We start from the raw sequence: 18,221 nt of genomic DNA, 5'->3' as shown, positions 1-18,221 counted from the left end.
ACCGTCTATGCCTGGATATCGTGTCAATGCCTTGAGTGCACTCATCGCCGCCAGCCTGCTGCTGGGCGCCTGTTCGGCCCTGAAGGAAGCCGAGCCCTACGATGAACAGCACATGCGCCAGCGGGTCATCGACGACCAGGCGCGCATGTACCAGGAGCAGGAGCCGGTCACCACGCCGATCACCTTCTACGAGGCCGCTGCCAGGGCCCTGAAGTACAACCTCGACTACCGCCTGAAGCTGCTGGAGAGCGCCTTGGCCTCGGACCTGCGCGACGTCACCGCCCACGAGATGCTGCCGCGGCTGGTGGCCTCGGCCGGCTACGCCGGACGCAACAACGACTCCGGTGGCACCTCCATCGGCATCCAGGACCGCGAGGTCAGCTTGCGCCCGTCCACCTCCGAGGAGCGCTACCGCACCATCGACAGCCTCGGGCTGAGCTGGAGCCTGCTGGACTTCGGCGTGGCCTACTACCGCACGCAGCAGAAGGCCGACCAGATCCTCATGGCCGAGGAGCGCCGCGAGCGGGTGGCCCAGAACGTCCTGCAGGACGTGCGCAATGCCTACTGGCGCGCCCTCGGCGCCCAGCGCCTGCTGCCGGAGGTGGACAGCCTGCTGATGCGCACCCACCGCGCCCTGACCGCCGCCCGCGAGGCCGAGAGCAAGGGTTTGCTGCCACGCCAGGACATCCTCGCCTACCAGCGAGCCCTGCTCGACTCGGTGTACATGCTCACCGTGCGCCGCCAGGATCTGGAGTTCGCCCGTGCCGAACTGGCGGCCTTGATGTCGTTGCCGCCCAATTCGCGGATGGAACTGGCCGATACCCTCGAGGCACCGCTGCCCCAGGTGACCCAGAGCGTCGATGCACTGGAGCAGATGTCCTTGCGCAACCGCCCGGAAATCATGGAGGAGTGGTACCGCAAGCGGGTCGACCAGAACGACCTGAAGATCGCCAAGGCCCAGCTGTGGCCCAACGTCAGCGTCAACTACAGCTACACCTACGACTCCAACAAGTACCTGTACAACAATCACTGGAACGACACCGGCCTGCAGGTCTCGGTGAACCTGCTGCGCCTGCTGCAGTACCCGGCGCTCAAGACCGCCGAGGAGAGTCAGGCCAAGACCGACGACATGCGCCGCACCGCACTGTCCATGGCGATCCTCACCCAGGTGCGGGTGGGCCTGTTGCGCTATCAACTGGCCAGCCAGGAGGTGCAGTTCGCCGATGACAGCCTGCGGGTCGACAAGAGCCTGCTCGACTATGCGCAGAAGGCCCGCAGCGCGGCCCTGGGCACCGAGCTCGAACTGATCCGTGCCGAGGGCCGTTACCTGCTCTCGCGCTACCAGCGCGAGGCCGCCTATTCCGATGCCCAGGCCGCCTGGGGCCGGCTGTACAACTCGGTCGGCTTCGCCGTACTGCCAGACAAGGTGGAGGACCACGACATCAAGACACTGGCCCAGCAGATCCAGCGCACCCTGGAGCAACAGACCAGCAGCCACCTGCTCACCGCCCGCAACCAAGGAAACGTCGATGTCGCCAAGCCATAAGCCCCTGTCGTCGGCCCTGTTGCTGTTGTGCCTGGCCTGCGTGCCGTCGGCGTTCGCCAGCGAGCCGGGCGATACCCGTCCGCCGCTGGCCGAGGACGATGCCAACGCCATTCGTGTGCTGCTAGCCTCGGACCTGGAGACCACCTTGTCCAGCCAGATGAACGGCACCCTGGGCGAGCTCAAGGCCAGCCTGGGTCAGCACGTCGACAAGAACGCCACCCTGGCCCAGCTGCAATGCGTCGAAGTACAGGCCCGGGCCAAGGTGGCCGGCGCCGAGCTGAGCATGGCCCGACAGAACCTCGCCGCCAAGCGCAACCTGCGCAAGCTCGATGCCGCCGGCGACCTGGAGGTGGCCATGGCCAACACCGAGGTGAGCAAGGCCGAAGGCGCCCTGACGCTGGCCAAGGCCCAGGCCGGCTATTGCCAGGTGCAGGCCCCGTTCGGCGGCCGCGTGGTCAAGGTCTACGTCAAGCCCTACCAGACCGTGCAGGCCGGCGCGCCGTTGTTCGACCTGGTCAGCGACAGCGCACTCAAGGTGCGCCTGAACGTACCCTCCACCCTGCTCCCCCAGCTCGAGGCCGACATGCCCCTGGAGGTGCAGATCCACGAGACCGGCAAGCGCTATCCGGCCAAGGTCAGCGCGATCAACGCACGGGTCGATGCCGTGGCCCAGACCGTCGAGCTGGAGGCCCGCCTCGACGCGGCCTACCCGGAGCTGGTCGCGGGCATGAGCGGGATCGCACGCTTTCCCGCAGCACACGAGTAGGCCGCCATGAGTGAAATACTGCCGCCGCCGCAACTGCTGCTGAGCCTGGCCAGCCTGCGGGACCGTGCGCTGGCCGCCGAAAGCGTCAATGCCCTGGCCTTCTCCATGGCCAACGATCTCTATGCCCTGCTGCGTTTTCGCCAGGCCCTGGTCCTTGCCCAGCATGGTGGGCACCTGGAGTTGCTGTGCATTTCCGGCCTGGCGCGCCCCACCGAGGACTCGCCCTACCTGGTCTGGCTACGCCGTGCGAGCCACTGGCTCAACCAGCGGCTGAGCGAGCCGACGCCGACCTGGCTGCCGCGCGAGGGCCTGGCGCTGCCCGAGGACATCGCCGATGGCTGGGCCGAATGGTGGCCCAGCGGGTTGTGGTGCATCCCGCTGCAGGACCGCCATGGCCAACGCCTGGGGCTGCTGCTGTTCTTGCTCGACGAAGCGCCGGCGCCCTCGCTGGTGAACCTGTTGCAGGGCGTGTTCCAGACCTGGGCGCACTGCTGGGCGGCCTTCGGCAAGCCCCGACCGCTGCGCTTCTGGCGCCCGAGCCGACGCCAAGCGCTGGTCGGGCTGGGGGTGCTGGCCGCCTTGTTGCTGGTACCGGTACGGCAAACCGCCCTGGCCCCGGCCGAAGTGGTATCGCGCAATGCCCAGGTGATCAGCTCGCCGATCGACGGGGTCATTGCCCGCATGCTGGTGCGGCCGAACCAGCCGGTCGAGGTCGGCACGCCGCTGTTCGCGCTCGACGAAACTACCTTGCGCAGCCGCGCCGAGGTGCTGGCCAAGGAGGTCGCGGTGGCCGACGCCGAACTGCTGGCGGCCAACCAGCGCGCCTTCGACAACCCGCAAAGCAAGGGTGAGCTGGCAGTCCTCACCGGCACGCTGCGGCAACGCCGTGCCGAACTGGCCGCCGTGCAGGCACAGCTGGCGCGCACGACGGTACTCTCGCCGCGCGCCGGGGTCGCCGTGTACAGCGACCCCAATGATTGGCTGGGCAAACCGGTGGTCATCGGCGAACGCATTCTCCAGGTCGCCGACCCACGCCTGCCGGGCCTGCGCATCCACCTGCCGGTGGCCGATGCGATTGCCCTGGACAGCGGTGCCCCCGTGACCCTGTTCCTCACCGCCTACCCACTCTCGCCGTTGCATGGCGCTATCCTGGAGACTAGCTACGAGGCGCGCCCGGGCGACGATGGCGTCGCCTCCTACCGACTGCTGGCCAGCGTCGAGGGTACACCGGCCCATGCACGCCTGGGCCTGCATGGCACGGCCAAGCTGTACGGCGAGCGCGTGCCCCTGGGTTACTACCTGTTGCGCCGGCCCCTGGCCGCCGCCCGCGCCTGGACCGGTTGGTGATGAACACGAACGCCGAAGACCTGCCCACGCCACCGCTGCGCGATGACCTCGACATCGCCCAGACCCACTGCAACAGCGAAGGCGAACCGGTCTGGGTGCTTCACGACAGCGTCACCAACCGCTTCTTCCGCATCGGCTGGCTGGAGTTCGAATGCCTGTTGCGCTGGGAACAGACGCCACGGCGCATCGCCGAGCAGATCGCCGAACAGACCGCGCTCAAGCCCGATCCGGAACAGGTGCTGGGTTTTCGTGCCTTTCTCGAGCGCCACCAACTGGTACGCCCCGGCGCGCAGGCGCTGGAGCGCCTGCGCCAGGCCGGCGAAGGCCGCCAATGGCTGACCTGGAAGTGGTGGTTGCACCACTACCTGTTCTTTCGCATTCCCCTGATGCACCCGCAGCGCCACCTGCGGCGCCTGGCGCAGGGCCTGGGCTGGCTGTTCCATCCCGTCACGGGCTTGCTGGTGGTGAGCCTGGGCCTGCTGGGGATCGTCCTGGTGGCGCACCAATGGGATACCTTCCGTCATGACGTGGTGGAGTCGTTTTCCACCGAGGGGCTGCTCAGCTTCGCCCTGGCCCTGGTCGTGGCCAAGACTCTCCATGAGCTCGGGCACGCCCTGGTCGCCACGCGCCTGGGGCTGAAGGTGGCGCACATGGGCATCGCCTTCGTGGTGATGTGGCCGATGCTCTACACCGATACCGGCGAGAGCTGGAAGCTGCGCAGCCCCCGGCAGCGCCTGGCGATCTCCAGCGCAGGCATTCTCACCGAGCTGGGCCTGGCGGGCCTGGCCACCCTGGGTTGGGCGCTGTGCGACCCTGGCCCGCTGCGCAATGCCCTGCTCTACCTGGCCACCACCAGTTGGGCGCTGTCCCTGGCGCTCAATGCCAGCCCGTTCATGCGTTTCGATGGTTATTTCATTCTTTCGGACCTGCTGGACTTCCCCAACCTGCACGAACGCGCCACGGCCGTGGCCAAGGTGACGCTGCGGCGCACTTTGCTGGGCCTGGACGAGCCCTGGCCGGAGCCGTTTCCGGCCGCTCGCCGCAGGCTGCTGGTGACCTTTGCCCTGTTGACCTGGGTATACCGGCTGGTGCTGTTCCTCGGCATCGCGGTCACGGTGTACCTGTTCTTCTTCAAACTGCTCGGGATCTTTCTTTTCGCCGTGGAAATCGCCTGGTTCATCCTGCAGCCGATCTGGCGCGAACTCAAACACTGGTGGCAACACCGCAAGGACGTGCGTCCCAGCCGCCGGCACCTGCTCTGGGGCGCGCTTGGCATGATCCTGCTGCTGGTCGCCGTGCCCTGGCGCAGCCAGATCCATGCCGTGGGCCTGGCCCGCGCTGAGCATCAGCTTCGCCTGTACGCCCCCTTCCCGGCCATGCTGCAGGAGATGCGCGAGGCGGGAGCGGTGCAAGCCGGGCAAACCCTGGTGGTGCTGAGCCAGCCCGACATCACCACCCGCCTGGTCGGCAACGAAGCTGGCATGCGCGGCTACAGCGCGCGCCTGGCTGGCTTGCTCGCCGACCCGGCCGGGCTCGCCGAGGCCGCCGCCACCCGCCAGCGCTATGGCGTGCAGTACCAGGAGGTGCGCGCCGCACGTTCGGAGATCGCCCGCTTGAACCTGAAGGCGCCGTTCGCCGGGCAATGGCTGGACCTCAACCCCGACTGGCACAGCGGCCAGTGGATCGGCACCCGCGAGCCGCTGGGTGTGCTCATCGACCCGCGCAGTTGGCAGGTGGACGCCTATGTCGGGCCGGACGACCTGCAACGGCTGCAAGAAGGCAGCCCGGTGCGGTTCTATCCGGAAGGCGTGCCCCAGGCTATCAGCGGCCAGGTCCTGCAGATTGGCACGACGCGCATCAGCCAACTGGCCCAGTCGGCCCTGGCGTCCCGTCACGGCGGGCCGCTGGAGGTGGTTGGCCAGGGCGATGCGCTGGTACCTGCCGCACCGCTGTTCCACTTGCTGGTCCAGCTCGATGCGCCGCCACCCACTCTCCACGAAACCCGTGGCCACCTGCAGATCGAAGGCCAGCGCCGCAGCCTGCTGGCCAATGGCCTGATGCACCTGGCGGCAGTCTTCATGCGTGAAAGTGGTTTCTGAGCCTTTGCTCGGTGCACTGAGACACCTGTCGCAAATGCTCCAAGCACTGCTGGTGGCTAGCCGACGACCTGGCCTTTAATGGCATGCCGCGCCGGATCAAATGCACGATCGTCGGTTCCTCCCGCAGGCCTGCGTATCCGCGACCATACTCAAGGCGCTGCGTTCGAACCCCTGTCATGTGAAGACAAGACGAAGATATGGACAGCATTCGCGGTACCGCATTCCTGCAGTTCGGCGAGTTGCTCGCCAGCCATGGTGCCTCGATGCGCGACTTCCTGGTGCCCCACCAGGTCCCCCTGGATGTGGTCGGCAACTACGAAAAGCAGTTCTCCTACAAGAGCCTGGTGCACATCTTCGAGGACAGCGCACAGGCCCTGCAGATGCCCGAGTTCGGCCTGGAGCTGGCGACACGCCAAGGCTCCTCGCTGCTCGGGCCGTTGCAGCACCTGGCCCGTTCGGCGGCGACCGTGGGCGATGCGCTGGTCGCTGTCCTGCGCTACATGCACGTCTACAGCCCAGCGATTCACTACAGCCTGGAGCGACGGCCCGGCCAGGCCCTGCTGTATTTTGACAATGCCCTGCCGTGCGGCATGGAGACGCCACAGATCGTCGAAAAGTCGATACTGCACGGCAGCCTGCTGGTCAGCGAACTGCTTGGCACTGTGTTCAAGCCCAAGAGCGTGCTCTTTCGGCATCCGCCCCAGGCCACGCGGGCGGTCTACCAGCGTTATTTCGACTGCCCGGTGTTGTTTCGCCAGGCGCACAACGCGCTGACCCTGGCCTCGGAGGACTTGCAACAGCCTTGCAGTCAGTACGACCCCGTGCTGCATGACATCCTGCGGTTCTATCTCGAGGCACACTGCATGGGTGAAGACGACCTGCAGGCCAAGGTCGGCCAGCAGATCCAGATACTGCTGCCCAGGCAACGCTGCAGCCTCGAGCAAGTCGCGCAGATGCTCGGCCTGCATGCCAGGACCCTGCAGCGACGCCTGGCGAACGAAGGGGTCGAGTTCGAGTACCTGGTGGAGCAGACGCGGTGCCGACAGGCCAGGTCCTTGTTGCAAAACACCGCGTTGAGCGTTACGCAGATCGCCCAGGAACTTGGCTATCGACGTACCGCTTCATTCTGCCGGGCCCATGCGCGTTGGTACGGTTGTACGCCATTGGAACATCGCCAGTCGCAACTCCAGGATAAAGAAGCGGCGGTCGGTCACTGATAAAACAGCGTGCCCCCATGTGCATCTTGCGACACACCTACTTCGCCATGGGCAGGCGTGTGCCATTCATCCCGCCACGTGTTCTGCCGAGTATTTGCTGGTTTTTACATCGAATGGGGTGTGGCGAGACCTGTCGTCCAAAGATGATGGTCCGTACTCATCTTTTTGAACCTTTTGCCTTCCGCCGACCCTGTCGCGAAAAGACAACCCTGGCCTGCATGGACGCCAGGAAATGCAGCTACCCTTGCCCAGCAGTACGAAACATACCGCTGGCAATTACCGACAACGGTAGAGCGCCCCCTAGCAAAAGGAGCTTGTCATGATCGCCCTCGCTACACCGTTGAATAGACAAGAACACTATTGCCTGGGATGGAGGGTGCGCAAGGCAAACTCGATGAGTTGATGAACGACATGGACAACTTCGAATTCTGGTTCCCCGGTGTAATGCCCTGATTGCTCCATTGACGCAGTCCGGCGTCAAGGCAGGGCAGCGGCGTCCGTCGATGCCCTGCCTCCTTTTTCAAGTGCCCGACTAGGCTTGACAGGGCCATGGGAAGACAGGGAGGTGTTCATGTCCAGAAATGCAGCGTGCTGGAGCGGCTATTGCTCGATACTGCTTGCCGCCAGCGCCGTGAATGCGGCCGAAGGGGGCGACGGCGCTGCCCAGGCCAACAACCCATTGGCGAACATGACGGCCTTCAATATCCAGAACTACTACATCGGGGACCTGAGCGAGTCGGACGAAACGGCCAACCAGGCCTGGTTTCGCTTTGCCAAGCCATTCGACCTTGGCGATAGCAAATGGCTGCTGCGCGCCTCGCTGCCGGTCAATACCTTTCCAACCCCGCCCAACGGGCACAAGGAAACCGGCATCGGCGACCTGAACGTGTTCGCCGCCTATCTGCTGGATGTCGGTAATCCTGCCGTCAGCTTCGGTGTTGGGCCACAGGTCACGGCGCCCACGGCCAGCAAGGACGAGTTGGGCAGCGAGCGATGGTCGGGCGGCCTGGTCAACGTCCTGTTCAATGCCAGTTCCCCGGTTTTTCAGTATGGCTACCTGCTGTCCTGGCAACACAGCTTCGCCGGCAATGACAACCGTGAAGACGTCAATGCCGCAGCGTTCCAGCCCTTTGCGTTCTATCAGTTGGGCAAGGGCACCTACCTGCGTTCCACACCCATCTGGTCGTACAACTTCGAGAACGACGCCTACAGCGTTCCCCTGGGCATCGGCATTGGCCAGGTCATCAAGAAAGACAAGACCGTCTACAACTTCTTTATCGAACCTCAGTTTTCAGTGGCCGATGACGGCCCCGGGCAACCACGATGGCAGATATTCCTTGGCCTGAACCTGCAGATTCTCGATTGATTTCTTCTGCCATTGCCCAACGAGACCCTGTCATTTCACTACGGACAAGAGCACTGAAACGACATGACGAACAAGCACCGAGCCCACAGGGCACCTGTAGCCAACAGCGCGAAGGACGACACGTCGCTGGACGCTGCTTGCACGCCGGTTCCCGGCCCCCTATCGCCCTGCCCGGCCTTGCGCCGGGCACTGGCCTGCGCACTCCTGCTCACCGCCAGCCACGCGTCCGCCGGTGGCATCTTCATCTATGAAACCGGGCAGGAAGGGAACGGCCTGGCCAATGCCGGATCCGCCGCACTGGCCACCGATCCCAGCGTATTGATGAACAACCCGGCAGGCATCACCCAGCTGCAAGGCACCCAGGTCAGTGCCAACGCCCAGGTGATCCTCGGCGACCTGCGCTTCTCGCGCGGTGGCGACAATCAGTTCGAGGGCAACGAAGGGGGCAATGGCCTGGAGTACCTGCCCGGCGCAAGCCTGTTCATCAGCCATCAGCTCGACGACCGGGCGGCGATCGGCTTCGGCATGTACGGGAACTTCGGCCTGGCACTGGACTACGATGATGACTGGGCCGGTCGCTACTTCACCCAGGAGGCTGCGGTCATCGGTGTCTCGTTCCAGCCGACCCTGGCGTACAAGTTCACCGACGAGCTTTCCGTCGGTATCGGTCCACGCATCATGTATGGCTACTACCGCACCGAAATGGCGATCAACAACAACCTGCTGGGCCTGCGGAACCGCCCGGACGGCCAGCTGGAATACCAGGACACCGACGTCGGTACCGGCGTCAACCTCGGCGTGCTCTACCAACTGTCCCCGCGCACGACCGTGGGCCTGGCCTACACCAGCAAGATCAAGCTGGAGTTCGAGGACAGCCCTCATGTGCGCAACATCAGCAACCCGCTCCTCAATGCCGGCTTGCGTCGCCTCGACTCCCTGGAGCTGGACCTCAACGTGCCGCAGACCGTGACCTTCAGCGTGGCGCACGACCTCGACGAGCAATGGAAACTGCTCGGCAGCCTCGGCTGGCAGGACTGGAGCGACTTCGGCGATGTCGGGGTCGACGTGGACGCCAACGGCGGTGGCGTCAGCCGTACGGTCGATCGCAAGTACAAGGACACCTGGCATGCCTCGATCGGTGCCATGTACCAGGCCACGCCCCGGGTACGCTGGAGCCTGGGGCTGGGGTACGACAGCTCCGCGGTGGACGATGACGACCGCACGGTCGACAACCCCATGGGCGAGGCCTGGCGCCTGGCGACCGGCATCAACTACCAGGTCGACGAAGGCCTCGACCTGCACCTGGCCTATACCCTGATCTGGCTGGGCGATATGGACGTGGAACAAACCAAGGCACGCTCGGGCAACACGCTGTCAGGCAGCTACGACAACAGTGCCTTGCACATCATCGGAGGTGGAGCGACCTGGCGCTTTTGAGAGCGAGACCCAACACGCACTACGCATGGCTGCAGAGAATGCTGACTGTCATCAGGAGAAACCCCATGAAACTCAAGTCGATCGCTTCAACCCTGTGCCTTTCCTCGCTACTGCTTTCCGGTTGCGCGAGTAAGTACGTGGAGCCCGATCAATACTCTGGCTTCCTCAAGGACTACAGCATCCTGAAGGAAGAGAAATCGCCCAGTGGCGCCCCGGTCATGCGCTGGATCAAGCCAGGCGTCGATGTGAACAGCTATACCAGCATCTACATCGAACCCAGCCAGCTCTATCCGAGGCCGCAACCGACCGAAAAAATACCGCAATCGACCTTGCAGGGCATCACCCAGTACTACGACCAGGCGCTGAAGACCCAGTTCTCCAAGGTCCTGCCCCTGGCGCAGAGCCCGGGTCACGGCGTGCTGGTCGTACGCCCGGCGATCACCGGGGTCAGTGCCTCCACCAAAGGGCTGCGTCCTTACGAGGTCATCCCGATCGCCCTGGTGGCGGCGGGCATCAGCACGGCGACGGGCATTCGTGACCAGGACACCAGCATCGCCACCGAGGCGGCGTTCCTCGACGGCAATACCAACGAGGTGGTTGCCGAGGTCGTGCGCAAAGGCGCCGGGGCCGACCTGGACAACTCGTCCCAGGTCATGCAGGCCAAGGATGCACGGGCCGTGCTCGATGGCTGGGCACAGGACATGGTCAAGTCCTTCCAGGCCCTGAAGAAATAAACTGTGCGGCCCGCTGCGCGCCGGTGGTCGCAGCGGGCCAGCCCCTCGCCTTCCTCCAGGGAATGACAACTCAGGCGTGATGAATCATGGACAGCATCCGCGGTACCGCACTGCTTCAATTTGGCGAGCTCCTGGCTGAATACGGCAGGTCGCAGCGTGACTTCCTGCGTCCGCTGCGCATCGACCTCGACGTCGTCGGGAGCTACGAGAAAACCCTGCCCTACAAAAACCTGGTGCAGCTCTTCGAAGGCAGCGCACATGCCTTGAGCCTGCCCCAGTTCGGCCTGGAGCTCGGCAAGCGCCAGGGCTCCACGCTCATGGGGCCGCTCCGCCACCTGGCCACTTCGGCACCTACCATCGGCCAGGCCCTGGTCGCCGTGATCCGCTACATGCGCAACTACAGCCCATCGATCCACTATCGGCTCGAGCATCGCCCAGGCCAGGCCCTGCTGTATTTCCACAACTCCCTGCCCGGCTCCGAAGAGACGCCGCAGATCGTCGAAAAATCGGTGCTGGCGGCGCGGCTGCTGGTCGGCGAGCTGCACGGCACGGTGTTCCGCCCGCGAGCGGTGACCTTCCGGCATGCGCCGCTGGGCGAACCAGACGGCTACCAGCGTTACTTCGACTGCCCGGTGATGTTCCAACAGGAGCACAACTGCCTGTTCTTGCCCCCGGAAATCCTGCGTGAGCCGTGCATACGCCATGACGCGGTGCTGCATTCGATCGTGCGCTTCTACCTCGAGACCCACGACAGCCAGGCCGACGACCTGTGCGCACAGGTCGAGCGCCGGATCCAGACAATGTTGCCCAGCCACCGCTGCACCTTGGAGCAGGTGGCGCAAGCGCTCGACCTGCACCCGCGCACGCTCCAGCGACGGCTGGCCCGCGATGGCGTGGACTTCGAGGCGCACCTGGACCGTATCCGCCGCCGCCAGGCCGAGCACATGCTGCGCACGACCAGCCTGAGCGTCGGCCAGATCGCCAGCGAGCTGGGCTATCGGCGCACCACCTCGTTCTGCCGTGCCCATCAACGCTGGTTCGACATGACCCCTTCGGAACATCGCAAGGAATATGGCGACCCGCTGATCGCCAGGCTCGTGGGCGACGAAAAGGCGCCTGAAGACTGATACCGCTTCCCCCTGGACCCTGCCCTGGAGGCCACCATGTTCCAATTCGTCAAGACCACGATAGCGGGCGGCGTACTGTTCATCCTCCCCCTGGTGCTGGTGGTGGTGCTGATCGAGAAGGCGATCCATTTGCTGAGCGCGCCCTTGCAGAAGGTGCTGCCGTTCTTCGCCGGCTTCAGCATCGCGGGCGTCACCGCGGTTTCGATCGTCGCTGTCATCGCCCTGGGCTGCCTGTGCTTCGTTGCCGGGCTGCTGGCGCGCACCGCATTTGCCGCCAGGGTCCTGCAAGGGCTGGAAAACCGCGTCCTGGGTAACCTGCCTGGCTACCAGTTGCTCAAGGATGCAACGGCCCGCCTCACTGGCATGGAGAACATCGACGGGGCGAAGGTCGGGTTGCTTGCGGAAAACGATGGCTACCGTTTCTGCCTGGTGCTCGAAGCCCTCGACGAGTGGCTGCTGGTGTACCTGCCGGACGGTGGGCCTGCCGGGGGCACGGCAGGCGAAGTGCGTGTGATGCCCAAGGCGCTGGTACAGATCACCGATATCCCCTGGCTTGGGTTGCTTGCGTGCCTGCGCCGAGGGGGGCGCGGGGCACTGGAACTGTCGGCAGGTGTTCTGAAGGAATAGGCCATTTCAACGGCCATCCATGGCTGCCGCGCAGCCTCAGGATCTATCAGGCGCCGCCCATCGTAAAGACGATCCGCTCGCGCCCCACTCAATCCCCCTTCCCCGCCCCATGGATGAAATGCCGGATCCGCACCTCGACCCCGGTAGCCTGGAACCGCCGGGCAGCCGCCTCGATCTTCAGCTCCGCGCGGGTCACCCGCTGGTGATGCCGAAGGTGTTCGAGCCAGGACTCGTCGACGAAGAACTCCAGCCAATGGCGCGGGTTCTCGCTGTCCTGGACCAGCCCCCAGGACACCGCGCCATTGCGTTTGCGCATGCCGCGCACCTCCTGCATCGCAGCCTGGAAGGCGGCCGCGTGGTCGGGGTCGATGTCATAGTCGAGGGTGACCATGACCGGGCCACGCTCCTGGTCCATCCCTTGCGCAAGGATCGGCGCGGGCCAGTGCAGCGAAGGCGCCACGTCATCGGCCTCGGTGCTCGGCAGCCGGTAACGGAGGTTGGCCAGCAACCCGAGCAGCAGGACGCCACCGGCGACCACCAGTGCCAGGGAAATCCCCGCGTGGCTGGCAACGACGCCCCAGAGCGTGCCGCCGGCGGCCATGCTGCCGAAGAACACCAGGATGTACACGGCCAGGCCCCGCGCACGTACCCAGGCCGGCACCGAGGTCTGGGCCGCGACCTGGAAGCTGGACAACACGGCGATCCACGCCACGCCGCTGAGGAACATCACCGGCACCAGCACGTACAGGCTGCGGAAGGTCGCCAGCGCCAGCAGCACCAGGACGTAGAGCACAGTGGCCAGCATGACCAGGCGTTCGGTGCCCAGACGAGCGCGCAAGTCGGGCAGTTTCATCGCGCCCAGCACGGCGCCGACACCGACACTGGCCAGCAGCAGGCCGAACACGGTGGCATCGCCTTGCATCTGCGTGCGCACCACCAGCGGCAACAACGAGGTACCGGCGCTGGCCCCGACGAAGAAGGCGAACGCCCGTACCAGGACCGCCTGCAGCGGGCGCGAACTGCGGCTGTAGCGCCAGCCGGCGCGCAGCGCGCCGAACAACCGTTCGGCCGGCAGGACGCTGGGCGACGGCTCGCGCTTCCAGGTCAGCAACACCAGGATCACCGCGAAGAACGACACGCCATTGAGTGCGAAGGTCAGCCAGGGGCCAACCAGGCTGACCAAGGCGCCGGCGATGGCAGGGCCGATGGCTCGTGCCAGGTTGACGCCCACGCTGGAGAGCGCGACGGCCGCCGGCAGGTCGGCCTTGTCCACCAACTCAGGCGTCGTCGCGCTCCAGGCGGGCATCATCAGCGCCGTGCCGATGCCCATGCACAGGGTCAGCGTCAGCAGCAGCCAGACCCCGATCAACCCCGACAGGCTCAACCCCGCCAGCAGCACGGCGATGGTCGCCATCCACAGCTGCACCCCCAACAGATACCTGCGTTTGTCGACGATGTCGGCCAACGCGCCAGCCGGCAATGCCAGGAAGAACATCGGCAAGGCGCCGGCGACCTGGACCAGGGCGACATGCAGCGGGTTGGCGGACAGGGACGTCATCAGCCAGCCGGCACCGACTTCGTGCATCCAGGTGCCGATGTTCGAGGCGATGCTGGCCAGCCATAGCCAGCGGAAGGTGGTTTGGCGCAAGGGGCTCCAGGCGCTCGGGACAGGTGCGTTCATGGGTCAGAACCAACCGTTGAGTGGATATTCGACAACCAGGTACAAGCGATCGATGTCATCGCCGCCCTGTGCCCGGTTGCCCCGGTGGCTGACGTGCGACACGGACAGGGACAGGTCCTTCGCCACGCCGGCACTGAAGGTGTAGCGCAGGTCGAGGTCGCGCTCCCAGTGGCGCCCGCCCTTGCCTTGCAAAGGCTGGTAGCTGTCGCTCGACCGGTCCCAGGGATTGTAGGCGCCGCCCGCCGGGGCATGGCTGCCGTCGATGTTGCGGCCGCTGACATAACGGGCCATGAAGGTCAGCCCAGGGATGGCGAATGCCGCCAGGTCGAGGTCGTAGCGCAGTTGCCAGGAGCGCTCGTGCGGGCCGTTGAAGTCAGCGTACTTGATCGAGTTGGCCAGGTAGATCGAGTCGCCACCGATGAAGTCGAACGGCGTGTCGCCGTGGATGTGCTGGTACGCCACCGACAGCGCCTGGCCGCTGAAGGCATAGCGGGCCTGCAGGCTGTAGGCCAGGGTGTCGATGGCCCCGGCCCGGGCGCGGCCTTGGTCGAGGGTCTTGTAGAGATTGCCGTCCAGGCTCCACGGGCCCTGGGCGAGATTCAGGTTCAGGTAGCCCTGGCGCCAGGTGTCGTCCAGTTGCGCCAGGTAGACCGCCGTGCCCAGGCCGTTGCCAGGCGCGAAGGTGGCCCCGGCAAAACCGAGGGCGGCCCCTTCGGTCGTTGCCCCGTAGCCGGCGAAGTCATCATGCCCCGAACTGCCGTTCTGCCGCTTGAAGCGGGTAAAACGCCCGGCCTGCAAGCGCAGGCCTTCGCGTTCTTGGCTATCGAGCAGCACGCCGGTGGCATATTCCGGTTGCAGGCGCTTGTCGCCGGTATCGAGCACGGGGGTCTGCACCGTCATCTCGCCGTAGCTGAGCAGGCTCTGGCCCACGCGCAGCTTCACTGCAGCCCCCGCATCGGCATAGTCGTCGGCATTGTCTCCCCCGCTGTCGTGAGGCAGCAGACCGGTACCGGCATGCCCTCGCCCGCCATCGAGCTTGATCCCGAGAAAGCCATGGGCATCGATGCCCAGGCCAACCGTCCCGGGCGTGAAGCCGGACTCGAGCGTTGCGATGAAGCCTTGGGCCCATTCCCGTTGGTAGCCCTGGGGCGCGCCTGGGGCATGGCGAAAGTCGTTGTGAAGAAAGAAGTTCCGGCTGAGCAGCGACCACGTGCCCTGCTCCGTGCCGGTCACGGCAGGTTCTGCGCTGGCGTGCAGGCTCGCGAGCACGAGCGCGCTGCTGGCCATGTGCCGGGCCATGATTGCCATTTGCAGAGGATCTCCAGGGAAACACGCGGGCCGGCGACCCGGCCCGCGGTGCAAGGTCAGAAGGCGAAGCAAGAGCAGCCGAACGCGCCCCAGAAACCCTGGTAGTCGCTGACCGGTACATTGGCGCGCCGCGCCCTGTCGTGCTGGTGCGCATGCACCGCGCAGGCGCCTACGCACTGGTGCACCTGCGCCGTCAGCGGCGCCGCCGGTTTCCAGTGCCCTGGCACCTTGTTCACCGGGGACCAGTCCGGCATCACCGGCAGGGCCGGCGGTGCCAGCTTGTCGAACTCCGCCGCGGCATGGACGACCTTGCCATCCACCACCGTGAGCACCGACTCCAGCCACTTGATCGCCTCTTCCTCGACGCTGAAGTAGTCGGCGGACAGCGCGATCAGGTCGGCGAACTGGCCGATCTTGATCTGCCCCTTCTTGCCCTGTTCGCTGGAGAACCAGGCGCTGCCCTGGGTGAACAGCTGCAGGGCGGTATCGCGCCCAAGGCCCTGGGGGTACAACTCAAGGCCACCCACGGTCTTGCCGCTGACCAGCCAGTACAGGACGGTCCAGGGGTTGTAGCTGGCCACCCGGGTGGCGTCGGTCCCCGCCCCCACCGGCACGCCTTCGGCGAGCATGCGCTGGATCGGCGGCGTCGTCTCGGCGGCCTTGGCGCCGTAGCGGTCGACGAAGTACTCGCCCTGGAAGGCCATGCGATGCTGGATGGCGATACCGCCGCCCAGCGCCCGGATGCGCTCGATGTTCCTCGGGCTGACCGTTTCGGCATGGTCGAAGAACCATGGCAGGCCATTGAACGGGATATCGCGGTCGACCTTCTCGAACACATCGAGCATGCGCGAGATGGACTCGTCGTAGGTCGCGTGCAGGCGGAACGGCCAGCGCTGCTCCACCAGGTGGCGAACCACCGGCTCCAGTTCCTGCTCCATGGTCGCCGGCAGGTCCGGGCGCGGTTCGAGGAAGTCCTCGAAGTCGGCGGCGGAGAACACCAGCATCTCCCCTGCGCCGTTGTGGCGGAAGAAGTCGGAGCCGTCGCCGGGCTTGACCAGCTTGCTCCAGTTCTGGAAGTCGGCCAGTTCTTCCTTGGGCTTCTGGGTGAACAGGTTGTAGGCGATGCGCACGGTCAACTGGCCTTTGTCGGCCAGTTCCTGGATGACCTGGTAGTCGTCGGGATAGTTCTGGAAACCACCGCCGGCATCGATGGCACTGGTGAGGCCAAGACGGTTCAGTTCGCGCATGAACTGGCGGGTGGAGTTGACCTGGTACTCCAATGGCAACTTCGGCCCCTTGGCCAGGGTGGCGTAGAGGATCATCGCGTTGGGGCGGGCGATCAGCATGCCGGTCGGCTCGCCGCTGGCATCGCGCTGGATCTCGCCGCCGGGCGGGTTCGGCGTGTTGCGGTCGTAGCCGACGACCTTGAGCGCTGCACGGTTGAGCAAGGCGCGGTCGTACAGGTGGAGCACGAACACCGGCGTGTCGGGCGCCGCCTTGTTCAGTTCCTCCAGCGTCGGCATGCGTTTCTCGGCGAACTGGAACTCGGTCCAGCCACCGACCACCCTCACCCACTGCGGTGCGGGGGTGCGGTCGGCCTGGTCCTTGAGCATGCGCAGGGCATCGGCCAGGGACGGCACGCCCTCCCAGCGCAGCTCGAGGTTGTAGTTGAGCCCCCCGCGGATCAGGTGCAGGTGGGAGTCGTTCAGGCCGGGAACCACGGTGCGCCGGTTAAGGTCGATGGTGCGGGTCGCGGCGCCGCGCAAGGCCATCGCCTCGGCATCGCTGCCGACCGCGATGAAGCGGCCATCCTTGATGGCCACGGCCGTGGCACTGGGTTTTTCGGGATCGACGGTATGCAAACGGCCATTGAAAAGAATCAGATCGGCGGTCATGGAACCCCCTGAATGGTTGGCATGGGCCGGGTCGCTGGCGCTGGCGAAAGGCAACGAGGACCAGAGCGCGCCCGCGGCCCCGAGTACGGTGGTAGCGGCAAGGAAGTGGCGACGGCTGTCGTTGGGTGGGTCCTGGTTCATGGCGTTCTACTCGCAAGGCCGACACAGGTCGGCACCGATGGCGTGGCACGGCCGCTCCAAGCAGACGGCAAGCGGTTCGCAGGCCGCACGGGTCGGAGTCAGCATAGCCCGCCATCGCTGGAATGAACGGCCCGCGGCAGCGCCCATGGCGCCACCGGCGAGCCTGTTCCGATCAGTGGCCTTCGGAGGCGTTGAACATGGTCTTGGCGTAGATCAGGCCCAGGCCATAGGCGCCACCATGGGCGATGGAGGTCTGCACGGTCTCGTTATAGGTTTCGCCCCGGGCCCAGTCGCGCTGCAGCTCGAGCAGGTATTGCAGCGACGTCATGGGACGCGCGCCCAGCTGGATCATGCGCTCCATGGCGTGCTGGTGCGCTTCGTTGGAGACATCGCCACAGGCATCGGCGATGACATAGACCTCGAAGCCCTGGTCCAGCGCCGACAGGGCCGGACCGACGATGCACACCGAGGTCCACAGGCCGGCGAGAACGATCTTGTTCTTGCCGAATGCATTGACCTCGACGGCGATGCGTTCATCTTCCCAGGTATTCATGGTGGTGCGGTCGATCACCTTGTGTTCGGGGAATACCGAGCGGATCTCATCGAAGATCGGCCCGGAGAAGCTTTTTTCCGCCACGGTGGTGAGGATCGTCGACACCTTGAACTCCCTGGCGGCCTTGGACACCAGCGCGGCGTTGTTGCGCAGCGTCACCGCATCGATCGACTTGGTGGCGAAGGACATCTGCGACTGATGATCGATCATGATCAGGGTGTGGTTGCTCGGATCGAGCAGGGTCTTGCCAGGCGCAGCTTTTGCGATAGCCATGGGATACAGCCTCTGGTTGTGTTGTCGAGCCCAGACTGTGTGGCATGTGCCTTGGCAGCTTCTTGTACGAATGATCCTGATTTGTATGTTTGTGCCCTGGTGGC

General features: G+C 65.3%; 14 protein-coding genes. 10 read left to right on the top strand and 4 right to left on the bottom strand.

The window, feature by feature from the left end; all coding sequences use genetic code 11:
• Positions 1 to 7: 7 nt before the first annotated feature.
• The 10 genes from ABFA30_RS15490 (at position 8) to ABFA30_RS15445 (ending at position 12,266) form a co-directional block, all read left to right on the top strand.
• A complete protein-coding gene (locus tag ABFA30_RS15490) occupies positions 8 to 1,546 on the top strand; it encodes a TolC family protein (RefSeq protein ID WP_410045643.1) in 1,539 nt (512 codons plus the stop codon).
• Complete coding sequence (locus ABFA30_RS15485) at positions 1,530 to 2,312, top strand: efflux RND transporter periplasmic adaptor subunit (protein WP_410045642.1); 783 nt, start codon at positions 1,530 to 1,532, stop codon at positions 2,310 to 2,312. The genes ABFA30_RS15490 and ABFA30_RS15485 overlap by 17 nt, the downstream gene beginning before the upstream one ends.
• Positions 2,313 to 2,318: 6 nt before the next feature.
• Positions 2,319 to 3,659, top strand: coding sequence for an efflux RND transporter periplasmic adaptor subunit (locus ABFA30_RS15480; RefSeq protein ID WP_410045641.1), 1,341 nt, complete (start codon positions 2,319 to 2,321; stop codon positions 3,657 to 3,659).
• Positions 3,659 to 5,758, top strand: coding sequence for a site-2 protease family protein (locus ABFA30_RS15475; protein WP_410045640.1), 2,100 nt, complete (start codon positions 3,659 to 3,661; stop codon positions 5,756 to 5,758). Before ABFA30_RS15480 ends, ABFA30_RS15475 begins: the two co-directional genes overlap by 1 nt.
• Before the next feature lie 197 nt (positions 5,759 to 5,955).
• Entirely contained in the window at positions 5,956 to 6,975 is a 1,020-nt protein-coding gene (locus ABFA30_RS15470) for an AraC family transcriptional regulator ligand-binding domain-containing protein (protein ID WP_410045639.1), read from the top strand.
• A 571-nt stretch (positions 6,976 to 7,546) separates the two neighbouring features.
• The gene (locus tag ABFA30_RS15465) at positions 7,547 to 8,341 is read left to right on the top strand and encodes a hypothetical protein (protein WP_368816266.1); all 795 of its coding nucleotides are present in this window, start codon (positions 7,547 to 7,549) and stop codon (positions 8,339 to 8,341) included.
• A gap of 63 nt (positions 8,342 to 8,404) precedes the next feature.
• Positions 8,405 to 9,778 (top strand): OmpP1/FadL family transporter, encoded by a 1,374-nt coding sequence (locus ABFA30_RS15460; RefSeq protein ID WP_253090773.1) that lies wholly within the window; start codon positions 8,405 to 8,407, stop codon positions 9,776 to 9,778.
• Positions 9,779 to 9,843: 65 nt separating this feature from the next.
• Positions 9,844 to 10,512 carry a DUF3313 domain-containing protein gene (locus ABFA30_RS15455; protein ID WP_225787767.1) on the top strand — a complete coding sequence of 223 codons (669 nt, stop codon included), beginning with the start codon at positions 9,844 to 9,846 and terminating at the stop codon, positions 10,510 to 10,512.
• Between the two features lie 86 nt (positions 10,513 to 10,598).
• Positions 10,599 to 11,639, top strand: coding sequence for an AraC family transcriptional regulator (locus ABFA30_RS15450; RefSeq protein WP_253102634.1), 1,041 nt, complete (start codon positions 10,599 to 10,601; stop codon positions 11,637 to 11,639).
• A gap of 36 nt (positions 11,640 to 11,675) precedes the next feature.
• A complete protein-coding gene (locus ABFA30_RS15445; protein WP_253080535.1) occupies positions 11,676 to 12,266 on the top strand; it encodes a hypothetical protein in 591 nt (196 codons plus the stop codon).
• A gap of 88 nt (positions 12,267 to 12,354) precedes the next feature.
• On the opposite strand, the gene ABFA30_RS15440 is transcribed toward ABFA30_RS15445, so the two are convergent.
• From ABFA30_RS15440 to ABFA30_RS15425, 4 genes are all read right to left on the bottom strand, one after another.
• Entirely contained in the window at positions 12,355 to 13,947 is a 1,593-nt protein-coding gene (locus tag ABFA30_RS15440; protein WP_368816265.1) for an MFS transporter, read from the bottom strand.
• Between the two features lie 3 nt (positions 13,948 to 13,950).
• Positions 13,951 to 15,255, bottom strand: a complete 1,305-nt coding sequence (locus tag ABFA30_RS15435; protein WP_410045638.1) for an OprD family porin — start codon at positions 15,253 to 15,255, stop codon at positions 13,951 to 13,953.
• A gap of 56 nt (positions 15,256 to 15,311) precedes the next feature.
• Positions 15,312 to 17,291 (bottom strand): amidohydrolase, encoded by a 1,980-nt coding sequence (locus ABFA30_RS15430; RefSeq protein ID WP_410045637.1) that lies wholly within the window; start codon positions 17,289 to 17,291, stop codon positions 15,312 to 15,314.
• A gap of 172 nt (positions 17,292 to 17,463) precedes the next feature.
• Positions 17,464 to 18,117 carry a hydrolase gene (locus ABFA30_RS15425; protein ID WP_225787762.1) on the bottom strand — a complete coding sequence of 218 codons (654 nt, stop codon included), beginning with the start codon at positions 18,115 to 18,117 and terminating at the stop codon, positions 17,464 to 17,466.
• Between the last annotated feature and the right edge of the window lie 104 nt (positions 18,118 to 18,221).

The sequence above is a fragment of the Pseudomonas sp. HLMP genome, assembly GCF_046365545.1.
Taxonomy (GTDB): Bacteria; Pseudomonadota; Gammaproteobacteria; order Pseudomonadales; family Pseudomonadaceae; genus Aquipseudomonas; species Aquipseudomonas guariconensis_B.
Note: the sequence above shows the minus strand (reverse complement) of the source record. Positions and strands in the feature narration are given on the sequence as shown.